This is a genomic window from Mesorhizobium qingshengii, assembly GCF_900103325.1.
Classification (GTDB): domain Bacteria; phylum Pseudomonadota; class Alphaproteobacteria; order Rhizobiales; family Rhizobiaceae; genus Mesorhizobium; species Mesorhizobium qingshengii.
The window spans coordinates 68,171-85,300 of sequence record NZ_FMXM01000008.1; the positions used below are offsets into that span (position 1 = coordinate 68,171).

The window sequence follows — 17,130 nt, forward strand, 5'->3', positions numbered from 1 at the left end:
GTGTTCCTCCCTTTTGTTTTGGCTATCGTCAGTATGGGTTCTTCGGTGCCCGGTCGTTCGACAGGGTGGCGCGGGAACGCTCGATGAGCGCCTGGATCGCATCGGCGAGATGCACTTCCGCGATATTATAGTCGCCGCGCGCGACACGCAGCCCGTGCGCTTCCATCAGCACGTCTGCATGGGTGAAGCCCGCCGGCGGCTCGAAGCGGTAGGAGGCAAGCTCGATCAGCAGGCCGAGCGGATCCTCGAAATAGATCGAATCCATGAAGCCGCGATCCTTGACGCCGCTGTGCTTGATGCCGCGCTCGTCGAGCCGGCCGACCGCCTGCAGGAAGGTGACGCGCGACACCGCAAAGGCGATGTGATGGACGCAACCCGGATCGGTCGGCGTGCGCCGTTTCTCCGGCGTGCGGCTCTCGTCGGTGAAGATGGTGATCAGCCGGCCGTCGCCCGGATCGAAATAGAGGTGGCTTTCCTTGGCCTTGTCGAGGTTGGGCTGCTCGAAGATGAACGGCATGCCGAGCACGCCTTCCCAGAAATCGATCGAGGTCTGGCGTCCGGCGCCGACCAGCGTGATGTGATGCACACCTTGCGATTGCAGTTTCTGCATTGGTCTCCCTCCCGAGGCATCAACTGCCCGTCCGGATCTGCTCGGGCAACGGCGTTCTGCGCGCCGCTCTAGCCGAGCCTGAGGATCCATGACGCGCGATGCTAATCCAATCGGCCCCGCTGCGCCAGAAGCGGCGAATGCGATCTAGGTTGGACGATTGGTGGAGAGCTCTGAGAAAGGTTTGCCCAAGACGCTGAAGATAGGCGATTGGGAACGAAACCTTAGTTTCGGCCGCTTAGCACATTCGTCAGTCAAGAAAGATGATTTTCTTGAACGCCATCATCTCTCCCATGACGTTGCCACTATCATCGACCTGCTGCCCTTGCCCGACCGTAACCGTCACGCGTTTTCCCTTGTAGCGAGACGGCATCACGGTTTGCTCGTTCCAGCTTTCGCACTCGGGCGCGGCACACAGGCCAACTTGCTCGGCCTTCTTGCGGTCGACGATGGTCAGATAGCAATTGTCACCACATTCGAAGCCTCGAATAGTACCCGTGATCTTCCTGTCCTTGGAGAACGACGGGTTACACTGGGCAATCACGGACACGGAGACGAGGAGGGTCAAGGCCAGTTGTTTCATGCGGCCAACTTGCTGCAACAGGCCTTGCTGCGCAAGCATCACATCTGGCAGAAAATCCTTGGTACGCCCAAGGGGAATCGAACCCCTGTTCCCGCCGTGAGAGGGCGGTGTCCTGACCGCTAGACGATGGGCGCGTTCAAGAACCGGCGATATAGGCTGACGGCTGGGAAAAAGCAACTGGGGTTCGGCCGCTTTCTCTTGTCGAGGAAAAGTCGGCTGCAAGCCTATCGTTTCGGCTCGATCAGGTCCCAGAGATTGCCGTGCAGATCGGCGAAAACCGCCACCGTGCCATAGGACTCGAAGCGCGGCACCTCGCGGAACTCGACGCCCTTCTCCAGCATCGCCGCATGGTCGCGGGCAAAGTCGTCGGTCTCAAGGAACAGAAACACCCGGCCGCCGGTCTGGTTGCCGATGCTGTTCCTCTGTGCCTCGTCGGAAGCCTCGGCCAGGAGCAGCCTGGCGCCTTGCCCGTTGGCCGGCGCCACCGTCACCCAGCGCTTGCCGCCGCCGAGATCGACATCCTCGGCAAGCTGAAAGCCGAGCCGCTCGACATACCAGGCGATCGCCTCGTCATAGCTGGTGACGACCAGTGCCACGGTGGCGACCCGGCGATGTTCGGCGAACCCGGTCATGTCCGAGGCCTACGCATTTGTTGCGGCCGGCTCATTTGTTGCGGATCGCGAAACGGCCGATCAGGCGGCGCTCGGCGATATCATAGACGAAGATCGTGCGGCTGCCGTCGGCAAGCTCGGCGTCGATCGAGACGCGATTGCCGGACAGCGACTGGCTGACCACCTTGGCGCCGACCGGCAGCACGATGTCGCCGCTGACCGGCTCGCCGGCAGGCGCCTGGATGTCGCCGGCCAGCGGCGGGGTCGCGGGCGGTGCGTTGCGCGCTTTGTAGACAAGGGCCCCGATCACCACCATAAGGGCAAGAACCAGCAGGCCGAGATTGATCCCGACGAAGCGGACGAGTTTCTTGCGCACCTTTTCGACCTCGGGGTCGAGCGGCTTCTCCCGACCTTCGACAATTGGGTCTTCCTCGGCGATGGCCATGGCAAAGCATTCCGGAACGATTTTCGATGAGCGCTCATAGCGAAGAGGCCCCCGAATTGATAGAGGACCAATTCATGGAGGCAGTACCCACCGTGCTGGTCGCGGGCGCGGATGCGGCCGGCCAGCGCCTCGACCAGTGGCTTGCGGCCAACCTCGGTCCGGACATGTCGCGCAGCCGCGTGCAGATGCTGATCAGGCAGGGCGCGGTCAAGGTCGACGGCAAGCCTGTCGAGGAGACCAAGCGCAAGATGACCGCGGGCGAAAGCGTGTCGGTCGCCATGCCGGAGCCGGAGCCGGCCGAGCCGCGAGGCGAAAACATCCCACTCGATGTGCTCTATGAGGACGATGAACTGATCGTCATCAACAAGCCGGCCGGGCTCGTCGTGCACCCCGGCGCCGGCAACTGGACCGGCACGCTGGTCAACGCGCTGATCCATCACTGCGGCGACAGCCTGTCGGGCATTGGCGGCGTGCGGCGGCCGGGCATCGTCCACCGCCTCGACAAGGAGACCAGCGGCGTCATGGTGGTCGCCAAGACCGACCGCGCCCACAAGTCGCTGTCCGAAGCCTTCGCCGATCACGGCCTGACCGGCGATCTCGAACGCGCCTATCTGGCGCTGGTCTGGGGCATCCCGCAGCGGCCGACGGGAACGGTCGACGCGCCGCTCGGCCGCGCCGCCGACCGGGTGCGCCGCGCCGTGGTGCCGGAAGGGCGCGACGATGCCCGCCATGCCGTCACCCACTTTGCCGTACAGGAGCGTTTCGGCGAGAAACAGCAGGAATTCGCCACGGCAAGCCTGGTCGAATGCCGGCTGGAGACCGGCCGCACCCACCAGATCCGCGTCCACATGGCGCATATCGGCCATCCGGTGATCGGTGATCCGGATTACGGCCAGGCGTTCCGCACCAAGGCCAATCGGCTGCCTGAACCGCTGAAAAGCCAGGTCAAGGCATTTTCCCGGCAAGCTTTGCATGCCTGGCTCCTTGCATTTCGTCACCCGGCTACCCATCTAACGATGAGGTTCGAGGCGCCGTTGCCGGGGGATATGGAGGAACTCGTCGGCGGCTTCCGCAAGCTTTGAGCCCCGTCAACAACACCCTTCAAGGCTAACCTTCAAAACCTGACCCGCATTGTTCACTTTGACGTGACACACTGTTTCGTGTTGAACAAACGCCTGTCTTTTCTGGTTTTGTTCCTGTATAACACCTGACGTCGCGAGCGAGCCTTTTGGTGCTCGTGTCACATGCCCGCCGCGTTTTGGGGGCATCACTCCAATAGAGAGGGGGCGCTATCATGGCCCAGTCATTACCCAGTATCGTTTCCGGCGAAGGCGGCCTCAGCCGCTACCTGGAAGAAATCCGCCGCTTTCCAATGCTGCAGCCGCAGGAAGAGTACATGCTCGCCAAGCGTTACGCCGAGCATGAAGACACCACCGCGGCGCACAAGCTCGTCACCAGCCACCTCAGGCTCGTCGCCAAGATCGCCATGGGCTATCGCGGCTATGGCCTGCCGATCGGTGAGGTGATCTCGGAAGGCAATGTCGGCCTGATGCAGGCCGTCAAGAAATTCGAACCCGAGCGTGGCTTCCGCCTTGCGACCTATGCCATGTGGTGGATCAAGGCCTCGATCCAGGAGTACATCCTGCGCTCGTGGAGCCTGGTCAAGATGGGCACGACCGCCAACCAGAAGCGTCTGTTCTTCAACCTGCGCAAGGTGAAGGGCAAGATCCAGGCGCTCGACGATGGCGACCTGAAGCCCGACCAGATCACCGAGATCGCCACCCGCCTCAACGTGTCCGAAGCCGAAGTGGTGTCGATGAACCGCCGCCTGTCGGGAGACGCCTCGCTCAACGCGCCGATCCGGGCGAGCGAAGGCGAGTCCGGCGAATGGCAGGACTGGCTGGTCGACGACCATGAAAGCCAGGAAGATATGCTGATCGAGCAGGACGAGCTGGAAAACCGGCGCGGTATGCTGTCGGGCGCTCTTGCCGTGCTCAACGAGCGTGAGCGGCGCATCTTCGAGGCCCGTCGCCTCGCCGAAGAGCCGCTGACACTGGAAGAGCTATCGGCGGAGTTCGACATCAGCCGCGAGCGCGTGCGCCAGATCGAGGTGCGCGCCTTCGAGAAGGTGCAGGACGCGGTCAAGGCCGCTGCCAAGCGCCAGACCCAGGCGTTGCGTACCATCGAGGCACAGCCGGCGGCTTGAAGCCAGCTTCGGCAACGAAACAGAACGGCGGCGTCAGGAAACTGGCGCCGCTTTTTTGTGTCTTAGCGTCGGCGCCGTCGGTTGGCGAAGACGAGGCTACAGCCAATCTCCCCTTGCGGGGGAGATTGGCAGTTTCAGCAACGGCGCACCCTCAAAGCGAATCCAGCGGGAACTTCAGGTATCGCCTTCCATTGGCTTCCGGTTCCGGCAGCCGGCCGCCATTCATGTTGACCTGCAGCGCATGCAGGATCAGCCTCGGCATCGGCAGCGTCCTGTCGCGGGCTTCGCGCAGGGCGACGAAATCGGCCTCGGTACGCGCGGCAACGAGGTGGATGTTGGTGGCCTTCTGTATCGCGATCGTGCTTTCCCACAAGGGTTCGCGCCCACCGGCCTGATAGTCGTGGCCGACGAAGACGCGCGTCTCGTCCGGCAACGCCAGGATGTCCTGGATCGAGTGCCAGAGCCGCGCGGCGCTTCCGCCGGGAAAATCCGCTCTCGCCGTGCCGCTGTCGGGCATGAACAGCGTATCGTGGACGAAGGCGGCATCCCCGACCACATAGGTGATCGAAGCCAGCGTGTGCCCGGGTGAGAAAAGCACCTTGACTGGAACGGTTCCGATCCGGAACGTCTCGCCCTCCCCGAACAGCCTGTCCCATTGCGAGCCGTCGGCGGGAAAATCCGGCCAGTTGTAGATCGCCTTCCATAGTTTCTGGACTTCGACGACCCTGTCGCCGATGGCGGTGAGTGCCCCGGTCTTCTGCTTCAGGTAATGCGCCGCCGAGAAATGATCCGCATGCGGATGGGTGTCGAGGATCCACTCGAGTTCGAGCCCGTTGTCCCGGATGAAATCGAGCAAGGCGTCTGCGTTCTTCGTACCGGTCGCACCGGACTTCTCGTCGAAATCGAGGATCGGATCGATGATGGCGCATCGCTTCGTCGCCTGGTCGGCGACGACATACTGGATGGCCCCGGTCGGCTTGTCATAGAAGCCGCTGACCTGCGGCCTGGCCAAAGCTACGTCCAATTTCGGCTTCCCCAAACCCCTGAAGCAATTCCTGGAAAAGCGGGACACGGTTTCCCGTCCGGAATTGCGTCGAAACAACGGGTTAGAGTGGTTCCACGTTTCCGTGAAACGATGGACCGCTCCAGCCGACAGGAATGATTTTCTCTGGCGGCACCCGAGAGGAGCATGGTTGTCCACTCGGGTGGCCCAGTCAAGCATCCCTTGGCTCACAAGGGCAAGAAAGCCAAAAATCGTTCCGATGCGCTCAGGCGGACGGCTGCTTGGTCTTCCTGAGATAGGGCAGGATGGTCTCGAAGGCGCCGAAACGCTTGATGGCGTCCTCGTTGGAAACGGCGGCGGTGATGATGACGTCCTCGCCCTGCTTCCAGTTTGCCGGCGTCGCCACCTGGTGCTTGGCGGTCAGCTGCATGGAATCGACCGCGCGCAGGATTTCGTCGAAGTTGCGGCCCGTGGTCATCGGGTAGGTCAGCACCAGCTTGACCTTCTTGTCCGGCCCGATGACGTAGACCGAGCGCACGGTGGCGTTGTCGGCGGGCGTGCGGCCTTCCGAAGTCTCGCCGGCACCGGCGGGCAGCATGTCGTAGAGCTTGGCGACCTTGAGGTCCTTGTCGCCGATCAGCGGGTAGTGCACCGAATGGCCGGTCGCCGTCTTGATGTCGGCCTGCCACTTGTCGTGGCTCGCAACCGGATCGACGGAGATGCCGATGATCTTGACGTTGCGCTTCTTGAATTCGCCTTCCAGCCCGGCCATCGTGCCAAGCTCGGTCGTGCAGACCGGCGTGAAGTTCTTCGGGTGGCTGAACAGGATCGCCCAGCCGTCGCCGATCCATTCGTGGAACTTGATCGTCCCTTGCGTGGTCTCGGCGGTGAAATCCGGTGCGATGTCGTTGATACGAAGGCTCATGGTCCCTACCCCTGTGAAATGCCGCCGGCTGGCGGGTTCGGACCCTTTTACCACTCCGGCGGCGACCTTCAAACGCCGCAGCCGCCGGCAGCGACGCGGCCCGCGAAAAATTTTCGCCTTTTGCTGGAGAATGCGGAAATTTACCTGCCGGCAGCGATGAAGCCTAGGACTTCACGGCCAGCGTCGTCGTCAGGTCTTCCATCCGCTGCGCCAGCGCGCCGAGCGCATTGGTCAGCACGCTGTCGTTCTTGTCGGCCTTGGTCAGCGCGTCATCGCGCGTCTTGCGCAGTGTCAGCACTTCGCTTTCCATGCCCTTGACGCGCTTCTGGAGCTCGGAGAGTTCGTCCATCACCATGATGCCGGCCATCACGGTCAGCCGCTGGTCGCCGATCTCGCCAAAAGAGTCCTTCAGATGCGAGACGTAGCGGTCGAAGCGTTCGGCCAAGTCGATCAGGTGCTCTTCCTGGCCTTCGTCGCAGGCCATCCGATACTGCTTGCCGTCGATTGAAACCGTGACCTGTGCCATTGGCCTACCTGTCCAGCCCCTACCTGTCCAACACGGCGCGGATGGTTTCCATGGCGGTCACCAGCCGTCGCGACACTTCCTTGTTGGCGTCTTCCAGCCGCTCGGCGCGCGCTTCGGAATTGTCGAGTTCCTGTGCCAGCCGGGAGCGGTCGGCATTCATCCGCTGCACCTCGGCCTCGGCTTCCGAGTAGTCGCGTTCGTGCTCGAGCTTGGCCGCGACGGCATTTTCCAGGCCCTCGATGGCTTTACCCAGCCTGGCGATCACTTCCTTGAGCGTGGCTTCCCCGGTCATGGCTTCGTCCTGTGCCCTGCCCATCACCGAATCGTTCGCGTTCAGAACGCGTTATGTGAGAAACATTAGGCACCGGGTGAAGGCAACGTCAACAAAGCTCTCGCGACTGTCCCCCGCTAACGCTAATGTAGACCCGCCAGCGGCATTCCAAGGCCGGCAAATGCGCACCGGTTTGTTGACTAAAAGCCCGCGCCTGCTATGTGTCGCGCACCCCTTTCAAGGCCTCTCCCAAGGCCCCAAACCCCCACCCCGGAGGTACCATGACGTCGCGTGAACAACATGACCGGATGGCCAATGCGATCCGTTTTCTCTCCATGGACGCCGTCGAGAAGGCAAATTCCGGCCATCCCGGTCTGCCCATGGGCTGCGCCGACATCGCCACGGTGCTGTTCACGCGCTTCCTGAAATATGATCCCAAGGCCCCGCACTGGGCCGACCGCGACCGCTTCATCCTGTCGGCCGGCCACGGTTCGATGCTGCTCTATTCGCTGCTGCATCTGACCGGCTACGAGGACATGACCCTCGACCAGATCAAGCATTTCCGCCAGTTGGGCTCGAAGACCGCCGGCCACCCCGAATACGGCCATGCCACCGGCATCGAGACGACGACCGGCCCGCTCGGCCAGGGTCTCGCCAATTCGGTCGGCTTCGCGCTCGGCGAGCGCATCATGAACGCCGCCTTCGGCAACGACCTCGTCGATCACTATACTTATGTGCTGGCCGGCGACGGCTGCCTGATGGAAGGCGTTTCCCAGGAAGCCATCGCGCTTGCCGGCCACCTCAAGCTCAACAAGCTGATCGTCTTCTGGGACAACAACAACATCTCGATCGACGGCCCGGTCTCGCTTGCCGACAATACCGACCAGGTTGCCCGCTTCCAGGCCTCCGGCTGGAACGCCAGCCATATCGACGGCACGGATCCGGAGGCGATCGCCTATGCCATCGAAGCCGCCCGCCACTCCGACAAGCCGACGATGATCGCCTGCAAGACCACCATCGGCTTCGGCGCGCCGACCAAGGCCGGCACCAACAAGGCGCATGGTTCACCGCTCGGCGCCGACGAGATCGCCGGTGCGCGCAAGTTCTTCAACTGGGATTCGCCGCCTTTCGAGATTCCGGCCGACATCCTCGACGCCTGGCGCACCGCCGGCAAGGCCGGCGTCAAGGCCCGCACCGACTGGGAAGGCCGCCTCGCCAAGGCCGAACCAAAGCTGAAGGCCGAGTTCGAGCGTCGGCTCGCCGGCAAGCTGCCGTCCAATTTCGACGCCGTCATCGCCGACTACAAGAAGAAGCTCTCGGCCGACAAGCCGAAGGTCGCCACCCGCAAATCGTCCGAGATGGCGCTGGAAGTCATCAACGGCGCCGTGCCCGAGACGATCGGCGGCTCCGCCGACCTGACCGGCTCCAACAACACCAAGACCAGCCAGACCAAGAACATCACATCAGACGACTATGGCCAGCGCTATGTCCACTACGGCATCCGCGAGCATGGCATGGCCGCCGCGCTCAACGGCTTGACCCTGCATGGCGGCCTCATCGCCTATGGCGGCACCTTCATGTGCTTCTCCGACTATGCTCGTCCGTCGATGCGGTTGGCCTCGCTGATGGGCATCCGCTCGATCTTCGTCATGACCCATGATTCCATTGGTCTGGGCGAAGACGGCCCGACCCACCAGCCGGTCGAGCACCTGGCGGCACTGCGCGCCATTCCCAACCACAATGTCTTCCGTCCGGCCGACGCGGTCGAGACCGCCGAGTGCTGGCAGATCGCGCTCGAGTCGGAAAAGACCCCGTCCACGCTGGCGCTGACCCGCCAGAACCTGCCGACGGTACGCACCGAATTCGTTGCCAAGAACCTGAGCAGCCAGGGCGCCTATGAGCTGGCCGCAGCCAGCGGCGAAGCGGCGGTGACGATCTTCGCCACCGGCTCCGAGGTCGAGATCGCGCTTGCTGCCCGCGAGCTGCTGGAAAAGCACGGCCACCCGACCCGCGTCGTGTCGGTGCCCTGCTTCGAACTGTTCGACCAACAGAGCGACGACTATCGCAGGAAGATGATCGGCAACGCGCCGGTGAAGATGGCGATCGAAGCCGGCATCCGCCAGGGCTGGGATCATCTCATCGGCTCCGACGGCATCTTCGTCGGCATGACCGGCTTCGGCGCCTCGGGTACGATCGAACAGCTTTATCCGCATTTCGGCATCACCGCCGAAGCGGCGGCCAAGGCGGCGGAAGCCCGCCTGCACGGCAAGTAAGGCCCATGCATGTCGCCCAAAAGTGTATCGCGGTTTTGGGATAACGACATGCACGAACAAAAATGCTCCCGCGAAATCGCGCACAGCGGTTTCGCGGGACTGGCCCAACCTAATCGATTTAAATCCAGGCCGCAGCGGCTGGATTCTTTGCCCGTCCGCCGCTATGAAGCTGCGGACCAATCATCTGCCTTCCAGCTCCCAGGGAGAGAAAAATGACCGTCAGAGTTGCCATCAACGGATTCGGCCGCATCGGCCGCAACATCCTGCGCGCCATCCATGAATCCGGCCGCAAGGACATCGACGTCGTCGCCGTCAACGATCTCGGCCCGGTCGAGACCAACGCCCACCTCTTGCGCTTCGACAGCGTGCACGGCCGCTTCCCGCATGAGGTTTCGGTTTCCGGCGACCAGATCACCGTCGGCAAGGAGAAGTTCAAGGTCACCGCCATCAAGGATCCGACGCAGTTGCCGTGGAAGGAACTGGGCGTCGACATCGCGCTTGAATGCACCGGCATCTTCACCGCCCGCGACAAGGCCGCCGCGCACCTGACCGCCGGCGCCAAGCGCGTGCTTGTCTCGGCTCCGTCGGACGGCGCCGACCTCACGGTCGTCTACGGCATCAACCACGACAAGCTGACCAAGGACCACATCGTCATCTCGAATGCCTCCTGCACCACCAACTGCCTGGCGCCGCTGGCCGCCGTGCTGCACGAGACGGTCGGCATCGAAAGAGGCATGATGACGACGATCCATTCCTACACCGGCGACCAGCCGACGCTGGACACCATGCACAAGGATCTCTACCGCGCCCGCGCCGCCGCCCTGTCGCAGATCCCGACCTCGACCGGTGCCGCCAAGGCGATTGGCCTGGTCCTGCCCGATCTCAAGGGCAAGCTCGACGGCATCTCGATCCGCGTGCCGACCCCGAATGTCTCGGTCGTCGACTTCAAGTTCATCGCCAAGCGGTCGACCACCGTCCAGGAGATCAACGAGGCCGTGATCGCCGCTTCCAACGGCAAGCTGAAGGGCATTCTCGGCGTCACCCATCACCCGAACGTGTCGATCGACTTCAACCACGATCCGCGTTCCTCGATCATGGCGCTCGACCAGACCAAGGTGATGGACGGCAACTTCGTATCGGTGCTGTCCTGGTACGACAATGAATGGGGTTTTTCCAACCGCATGTCCGACACGTCGGTCGCCTTCGGCAAGACCATCGCCTGATCGCGGACCCTACTTTTCGAGATCTCGAACGCCCGGCTTTGTCCGGGCGTTTTTCATGAGAATGAGGGTCACTTTCCCGATTTGTGTCCCGAGCGCCAAAACACCCGAAAATCAGCATAGGTCAAAATGCCACCCCACCGCCTTGCACTGGTCACGTCTTCGCCCCACTCTCCCGTAAACCAGGAGACAGACGAATTTGAGGGGCTGATTTTCGGATGGAGCATGCGATCTATGTCGTGACGCTGGTCGGCACCGCGCTTGTTGTCGCCGCCGCGTTTTCGAGCCTGATCGCCTTCCGCTTCGGCGCCCCTCTTCTGCTCCTGTTTCTCTGCATAGGGCTCGCCACCGGAACGGACGGCCTCGGCATCCAGTTCGACAATGCCCGCATCGCCTATTTTGCCGGCTCACTGGCGCTTGCCGTCATCCTGTTCGATTCCGGTTTCGGCACGCCGCTCAACGCCTTGCGGCAGGCGGCGGGCCCGGCGCTGTCGCTGGCGACCTTCGGCGTGCTGCTGACCACCGGCCTGTTCGGCGCCGCCGCCTATTATCTGCTCGACCTCACCTGGCTGGAATCCTTCCTGCTCGGCGCCGCCGTGGCCTCCACCGATGCCGCCGCGGTGTTTTTCCTGCTGCGCGCCGGCGAGATCAATCTGCGCGAACGCGTGCGCTCGACGCTCGAGGTCGAATCCGGCACCAACGATCCGATCGCCATCTTCCTGACCATCACGCTGGTCGAGATCATCGCCGCCCACGCCAATCCCGAGACCAATGTCCTGGTCACCAGCCTGATCCTCGGCTTCCTCCTCAACATGGGCCTCGGCGCCGTCGTCGGCGTGCTCGGCGGCCTCGCCATCGTGCGCCTCGTCGACCGGCTCAATCTCGACCACGGTCTGCTGCCGATCTTCGTCCTCACTCTGTCGCTGATGGTCTTTGCCGCCGCCGGCGCCATCGGTGGCTCGGGTTTCCTGGCGGTCTATCTTGCCGGCCTGGTCGCCGGCAATTCCGACATCCGCGCCGTCACCATCCTCAAGCGCTTCCAGGACGGCATGTCATGGCTGGCGCAGATCATCATGTTCCTGATCCTGGGCCTGTTCGCGACGCCCTCGCAATTTCCGGCGATCCTGGTGCCAGCGGTTCTGCTCGGCCTGTTCCTGATGTTCGTCGCCAGGCCGATCGCGGTCTGGGTCTGCCTGATCCCGTTCCGCTTGCCACGCCCCGAGGTCGCCTTCGTCTCCTGGGTCGGCCTGCGCGGCGCGGTCTCGATCCTGCTCGCCATCACCCCGCTGCTCGGCGGGCTGGAAAACGGCCGCCTCATCTTCAACACCGCCTTCATCATCGTGCTGGTGTCGCTGGTCATCCAGGGCTGGACGGTCGGGCCGCTGGCGCGCCGCCTCGGCCTCATCGTACCGGCGCGGCTCGGACCGCTGGACAAGGTCGAGCTCGAACTGCCGGGCTCCGCCCATCACGAGCTCCTTGCCTACCGCGTGGCGCCCGGCAGCCCGGTGGCGCGCGGCGAGCGCATCCCGCGCTGGGCGCGGCCCTCGCTGGTGCTGCGCGACGGCCGCTCGATGCGCTTCCAGGACATGGGCCGGCTCACCGCCGGCGATCAGGTCTACATCTTCGTGCCGGACCGCTACCCGCGCCTGCTCGACAAGCTGTTCGCCAGTCGCGCCGTGGTCGATCCCGAAGATGCCGATTTCTTCGGCGCCTTCGCGGTGGACCCGGCGCGCTCCGCCGCTGAACTGGAGGCGGCTTACGCGCCAGGACTGACCGAAGCGGAGCAAAAGCTCACCGTCGGCGCCCTGGTCACGGCACGGCTCGGCGGCCATGCCGAATATGCCGACCGCGTGCTGCTCGGTCCGATCGAGCTGATCGTCCGCGACGTCGACGACAAGGGCAGAATTACCGGGCTCGGCCTTTCCTTCGAACCGACCGCACCGGTGGCACGGGTGCCGGTTTTCCTGAGCGCCGGCGAAATCGGCGACCGTGTCTCCGCCTTTGTCCGCAACTGGCGCAAGCCGACTGAAACGCAGATGGCGGAGGCGCAGTCTGAAGTGACGCCGCCCCCGGCGCCCGAGACACAAAAGGCGACAACCGAAGGCTGACCGCGCCAGACACAACGGGCTGGATCATTTTTCCGCGCGGGCCGCGTCTGGAGGCTTGCATCATCGTTGGCGCGGGGTATGGTCCCGGCGATTTTTCCGCGAAAGGAACCCGCATGGCCGCCTTCAAGACCCTGGACGATATCGGCAACATCAGCGGCAAGCGCGTTCTGGTGCGTGTCGACCTCAATGTTCCCGTCGCCGGCGGCAAGGTCACCGACGCCACCCGCATCGAACGCATCGCCCCGACCATCGCTGAACTGTCCGGCAAGGGCGCCAAGGTCATCCTGCTCGCCCATTTCGGCCGGCCCAAGGATGGCCCCTCGCCTGAATTCTCGCTGGAGCCGATCGCCAGGGCCACGGCTGACGTGCTCGGCCGTCCTGTTGGCTTTGCCGGCGATTGCGTCGGCGACACGGCGGCGAGCGCCGTCGCCGCCATGAACAAGGGCGACGTCCTGCTGCTCGAAAACACCCGCTTCTACAAGGCCGAGGAGAAGAATGATCCGGCCTTCACCGAAAAGCTCGCCGCCAATGGCGACATCTTCGTCAACGACGCCTTCTCCGCCGCGCATCGCGCCCACTCCTCGACTGAGGGGCTGGCGCATCTCTTGCCGTCCTTCGCCGGCCGCACCATGCAGGCCGAACTCGAAGCGCTGGAGAAGGGGCTGGGAAATCCGGTCCGTCCGGTCGTCGCCATCGTCGGTGGCGCCAAGGTCTCGACCAAGATCGACCTGCTGATGAACCTGGTCAAGAAGGTCGACGCCCTGGTCATCGGTGGCGGCATGGCCAACACCTTCCTCGCCGCGCGCGGCACCGATGTCGGCAAGTCGCTGTGCGAGCATGACTTGGCCTCGACCGCCAAGCAGATCATGATCGAGGCGGCCGAGGCCGGCTGCGCCATCATCCTGCCGGTCGACGGCGTCGTCGCCAAGGAATTCAAGGCAGGCGCGGCCTGCGAGACCGTCGCCATCTCGGACGTGCCAGCCGATGGCATGATCCTCGATGTCGGCGCCAAGACGGTGAAAGCCGTCGGCGAATGGATCGACCGCGCCGCGACGCTGGTCTGGAACGGCCCGCTCGGCGCCTTCGAGATCGAGCCCTTCGACCACGCGACCGTGGCGGCGGCGAAGCACGCTGCGGCGCGCACCAAGGAAGGCAAGCTGGTCTCCGTCGCCGGCGGCGGCGATACGGTGGCGGCGCTCAACCATGCCGGCGTCGCCGACGACTTCACCTATGTCTCGACCGCCGGCGGCGCTTTCCTGGAATGGATGGAAGGCAAGCCGCTGCCCGGCGTCGATGTGCTGAAGCGCTGAGACGATCAACACAAAGAGAACGAGCGGGCGCCGGAGACTTTCAATCGATTCGAGCTTTCCGATGCCATTCCTTTGGCGGTAGACTTCCGTTAAGCGCGGAACAAACCCTTCAGGAGAAGCACAATGAGCGAACGTCTCGAAGACATTGCCGCCGCGATCGTGGCCGGTGGCAAGGGCCTGCTGGCTGCCGACGAAAGCTCCGGCACCATCAAGAAACGCTTCGATGTCATCGGCGTCGAATCGACCGCGGACAGCCGCCGCGACTATCGTGAGATGATGTTTCGCGCCTCCGACGCGATGACGAAATACATCTCCGGCGTCATTCTCTATGACGAGACCATCCGCCAGAAGGCCGCCGACGGCACGCCGCTGGTCGACATCATCAAGGCAGCCGGTGCCATTCCCGGAATCAAGGTCGACGCCGGGGCCAAGCCTCTGGCCGGCTTTCCCGGCGACACCGTCACCGAGGGTCTGGACGGCCTGCGCGAGCGCCTTGCCGACTACTACAAGCTCGGCGCCCGCTTCGCCAAATGGCGCGCGGTGATCGACATCGACACAACCAGGGGCGTGCCTTCGGCGACCTCGATCGGCTCCAACGCCCATGCGCTTGCCCGCTACGCCGCACTTTGCCAGGAAGCCGGCATCGTCCCGATCGTTGAGCCGGAAGTGCTGATGGATGGCGCGCACGACATCGACACTTGTTATGAAGTCTCGAAGGCGACGCTGACGAAACTCTATGACGAGCTTTACGCGGCGCGGGTCGTCCTCGAAGGCACGATCCTGAAGCCCAATATGGTGCTGGCCGGCAAGAAATCGGGCAAGGTAAGCAGCCCGCAGGAAGTCGCGGAGAAGACCATAAAACTGTTCCGCGAGACCGTACCGGCGGCGGTGCCAGGCATCGCCTTCCTCTCCGGCGGCCAGGAGGACGAGGAAGCGACCGCCAATCTCAACGCCATCAATGCCATCGGGCCGCATCCCTGGAAGCTGACCTTTTCCTATGGCCGCGCGCTGCAGGCAGCCCCGCAGAAAGCATGGAGTGGCAAGGCGTCGAATGTCGCCGCCGGCCAGGCCGCCTTCACTCACCGCGCCCACATGAATTACCTCGCGGCGCTCGGAAAATGGAAGGTTAGCCTCGAACAGGCCGCCTGATCCGCGCTCTTCCGTCTCCCCCTCAAACCCGGGCCGATGCGCCCGGGTTTTTGTTTGGAGGATGATGCTCAAACAAGCAGTCGGCGATGTCGGTTTGTGCCCATCCCGAACGTCCTTGGGATGACAGACAGGGAGGGGCTCATGCATCGCAACAAAGTGGTTTCGCGCGAAGACTGGTACCAGGCGCACAAGGCGCATCTGGCACGTGAGAAGGAACTGACGCGGCTTCGCGAACGCATCGCGGCTGAACGGCGTGAACTGCCCTGGCTGAAGATCAGGAAGGACTATGTTTTCGAGACGGAGCAAGGGCCAAGGAAACTGGTCGACCTGTTTGGCGCCAACAGCCAGCTGATCGTCTATCACTTCATGTTCGGGCCGGGGTGCACGCATCATTGCGAGGGTTGCTCGTTCCTTGCCGACCATATCGACGGCGCCAACCAGCATCTGAGGCACCACGACGTGTCGCTGATCGTGGTCTCGCGCGCGCCGCTGGCTGAGCTTTTGCCCTACAAGCGACGCATGGGCTGGAAGTTCGACTGGGTGTCGTCCTACGCCTCGGATTTCAACTTCGATATGCAGGTCTCCTTCACAGACAAGCAGATCGCCGCCGGTGAAACCACCTACAATTTCGAGACCCGTCCCCGGACGTCAAAAGAACTTCCCGGCACCAGTGTTTTCTACCGAGATGAATATGGCGACATCTTCCTCACCTTCATGTCGCGCGCCCGCGGTGGCGAGGCGTTGATCGGCACCTATGATTACCTCGACATGACGCCGAAGGGCCGCAACGAAACTGGCCCCTACAACGGCCTGATGGACTGGGTGCGGCTGCACGACGAATATCAGGACAGGCTGGTAACGCCGCCAAGTTGCTGCGATTGAAGAGCGTTCATCTTCGGCGAAACATGCGCTAAAGGTGCCGCAGATCATTCCACGGTATTGCCATGCGCTTCCCGGCCCTTCTCACCTGGCTCGCCTTCCCGATCTACGTCTGGCAGGGGCTGGGCGTGCGCCGTCGCACGACGCGCATGCTGCCTGCGCAGGGGCCAGTCATGCACGAGATCGCCGGCAAGGCGCCGGCGATCTCGCTTCTGGTGCTTGGTGATTCCTCGGCCGCCTCGGTCGGTATCGGCAATTCCGAGGACGGACTTGCCGCGCAACTCGCCGTCCTGATTTCGCAGGGCACCGGCCGCGCCGTGCGCTGGCGAGCGGCCGGCTTCAATTCGGCAACATCGGGCCAGATCCGCGACCATGTCCTGCCCAATCTGTCGGCGGATCAGTGGACGCATATCGTGCTGGCCATCGGCACCAACGACACCAAGAATTTTCATTCCGTGCCGCGCTTCAAGAAGGAGTTCGGCGGCCTGCTCTACGCGCTGCGTGCCAAATGGCCGGAAGCGCGCGTGGTCTGGTCGCCGGTGCTGGAATTCACCCGCGCACCGGCCATGCCCTCGCTGCTCGGCAAGATCCTCGAGATCCGCGCCACCGAGATGAACCGGATGGGCGAACGCCTTTGCCTCGAACGCGGCGCGGTGCCGGCGCCGCGGCTGCCAATTACCAATCCCGAGGCTGGTTTTGCTTCCGACGGCTTTCACGCCTCGGAGGCCGGCTACCGCGCCTGGGCGGAACATCTGGTCGGCCTGGTGCTGGGCGAGCAACGCCCGGTGTAGCGGGCGACCGGCAAACATCCGTCGCCACCCCGCTACGTCCAATGCCCCAGCACCGCCGTGATCGAAATCGCCGCCATCGCCAGCAGCGCGAGCTTCCAGAAGTCACTGCGCCGCTTCAGCCCCGGCCAGCCGAGCGGCTTGATCAGCTGGATGACCATGATGCCAACAATGACGAGCGCGAGAAGTTTCGACATGCCGCCTTTGACCAGCAACGCGGCCGGCT

At 63.5% G+C, this 17,130-nt stretch carries 18 protein-coding genes and 1 tRNA gene; 9 read left to right on the forward strand and 10 right to left on the reverse strand.

From position 1 onward, the window contains the following. Window positions 1-28 precede the first annotated feature (28 nt). The 5 genes from BLS48_RS14545 to BLS48_RS14565 form a co-directional block, all read right to left on the reverse strand. Window positions 29-610 (reverse strand): VOC family protein, encoded by a 582-nt coding sequence (locus tag BLS48_RS14545; protein WP_091578627.1) that lies wholly within the window; start codon window positions 608-610, stop codon window positions 29-31. Between the two features lie 247 nt (window positions 611-857). Next, window positions 858-1,229, reverse strand: coding sequence for a hypothetical protein (locus tag BLS48_RS14550; protein WP_091578628.1), 372 nt, complete (start codon window positions 1,227-1,229; stop codon window positions 858-860). Window positions 1,230-1,249: 20 nt separating this feature from the next. Continuing rightward, window positions 1,250-1,324 (reverse strand) — tRNA-Glu (locus BLS48_RS14555). A gap of 90 nt (window positions 1,325-1,414) precedes the next feature. Continuing rightward, window positions 1,415-1,822, reverse strand: coding sequence for a VOC family protein (locus BLS48_RS14560; protein WP_091578630.1), 408 nt, complete (start codon window positions 1,820-1,822; stop codon window positions 1,415-1,417). Window positions 1,823-1,853: 31 nt separating this feature from the next. Continuing rightward, window positions 1,854-2,246, reverse strand: a complete 393-nt coding sequence (locus tag BLS48_RS14565) for a fimbrial protein (protein ID WP_091578631.1) — start codon at window positions 2,244-2,246, stop codon at window positions 1,854-1,856. 26 nt (window positions 2,247-2,272) lie between these two features. On the opposite strand from BLS48_RS14565, the gene BLS48_RS14570 reads away from it, so the two are divergent. Together BLS48_RS14570 and rpoH are read left to right on the forward strand one after the other, a co-directional pair. Then, complete coding sequence (locus BLS48_RS14570) at window positions 2,273-3,328, forward strand: RluA family pseudouridine synthase (protein WP_091578633.1); 1,056 nt, start codon at window positions 2,273-2,275, stop codon at window positions 3,326-3,328. Window positions 3,329-3,540: 212 nt separating this feature from the next. Further along, the gene (gene rpoH / locus BLS48_RS14575; protein ID WP_091578635.1) at window positions 3,541-4,452 is read left to right on the forward strand and encodes an RNA polymerase sigma factor RpoH; all 912 of its coding nucleotides are present in this window, start codon (window positions 3,541-3,543) and stop codon (window positions 4,450-4,452) included. Window positions 4,453-4,603: 151 nt separating this feature from the next. Here the strand turns inward: rpoH and BLS48_RS14580 are convergent, their stop codons facing one another. From BLS48_RS14580 to BLS48_RS14595, 4 genes are all read right to left on the reverse strand, one after another. Continuing rightward, window positions 4,604-5,476, reverse strand: a complete 873-nt coding sequence (locus BLS48_RS14580) for an MBL fold metallo-hydrolase (RefSeq protein WP_091578636.1) — start codon at window positions 5,474-5,476, stop codon at window positions 4,604-4,606. Window positions 5,477-5,720: 244 nt separating this feature from the next. Further along, entirely contained in the window at window positions 5,721-6,380 is a 660-nt protein-coding gene (locus BLS48_RS14585) for a peroxiredoxin (protein WP_091578638.1), read from the reverse strand. 163 nt (window positions 6,381-6,543) lie between these two features. After that, on the reverse strand, window positions 6,544-6,906 hold the full coding sequence (locus tag BLS48_RS14590) for a cell division protein ZapA (RefSeq protein ID WP_091578639.1): 363 nt from the start codon (window positions 6,904-6,906) through the stop codon (window positions 6,544-6,546). A gap of 19 nt (window positions 6,907-6,925) precedes the next feature. Then, entirely contained in the window at window positions 6,926-7,198 is a 273-nt protein-coding gene (locus tag BLS48_RS14595) for a DUF4164 domain-containing protein (protein ID WP_013529251.1), read from the reverse strand. 260 nt (window positions 7,199-7,458) lie between these two features. Here BLS48_RS14595 and tkt point away from each other — a divergent pair, with 260 nt between their 5' ends. From tkt to BLS48_RS14630, 7 genes are all read left to right on the forward strand, one after another. After that, window positions 7,459-9,450, forward strand: coding sequence for a transketolase (gene tkt / locus BLS48_RS14600; protein ID WP_091578641.1), 1,992 nt, complete (start codon window positions 7,459-7,461; stop codon window positions 9,448-9,450). 212 nt (window positions 9,451-9,662) lie between these two features. Beyond that, a complete protein-coding gene (gap, locus tag BLS48_RS14605) occupies window positions 9,663-10,673 on the forward strand; it encodes a type I glyceraldehyde-3-phosphate dehydrogenase (protein WP_091578642.1) in 1,011 nt (336 codons plus the stop codon). A 215-nt stretch (window positions 10,674-10,888) separates the two neighbouring features. Next, window positions 10,889-12,778 (forward strand): potassium/proton antiporter, encoded by a 1,890-nt coding sequence (locus BLS48_RS14610; protein ID WP_091578644.1) that lies wholly within the window; start codon window positions 10,889-10,891, stop codon window positions 12,776-12,778. Window positions 12,779-12,891: 113 nt separating this feature from the next. Further along, complete coding sequence (locus BLS48_RS14615) at window positions 12,892-14,088, forward strand: phosphoglycerate kinase (protein WP_091578646.1); 1,197 nt, start codon at window positions 12,892-12,894, stop codon at window positions 14,086-14,088. Window positions 14,089-14,211: 123 nt separating this feature from the next. Next, complete coding sequence (locus BLS48_RS14620) at window positions 14,212-15,237, forward strand: class I fructose-bisphosphate aldolase (protein WP_091578647.1); 1,026 nt, start codon at window positions 14,212-14,214, stop codon at window positions 15,235-15,237. A gap of 141 nt (window positions 15,238-15,378) precedes the next feature. Then, a complete protein-coding gene (locus BLS48_RS14625) occupies window positions 15,379-16,119 on the forward strand; it encodes a DUF899 domain-containing protein (RefSeq protein ID WP_091578650.1) in 741 nt (246 codons plus the stop codon). A 62-nt stretch (window positions 16,120-16,181) separates the two neighbouring features. Beyond that, the gene (locus tag BLS48_RS14630; RefSeq protein WP_091578651.1) at window positions 16,182-16,907 is read left to right on the forward strand and encodes an SGNH/GDSL hydrolase family protein; all 726 of its coding nucleotides are present in this window, start codon (window positions 16,182-16,184) and stop codon (window positions 16,905-16,907) included. Between the two features lie 32 nt (window positions 16,908-16,939). On the opposite strand, the gene BLS48_RS14635 is transcribed toward BLS48_RS14630, so the two are convergent. Beyond that, window positions 16,940-17,101: a hypothetical protein gene (locus tag BLS48_RS14635; protein ID WP_082525434.1), complete on the reverse strand. Its 162-nt coding sequence runs from the start codon at window positions 17,099-17,101 to the stop codon at window positions 16,940-16,942. Between the last annotated feature and the right edge of the window lie 29 nt (window positions 17,102-17,130).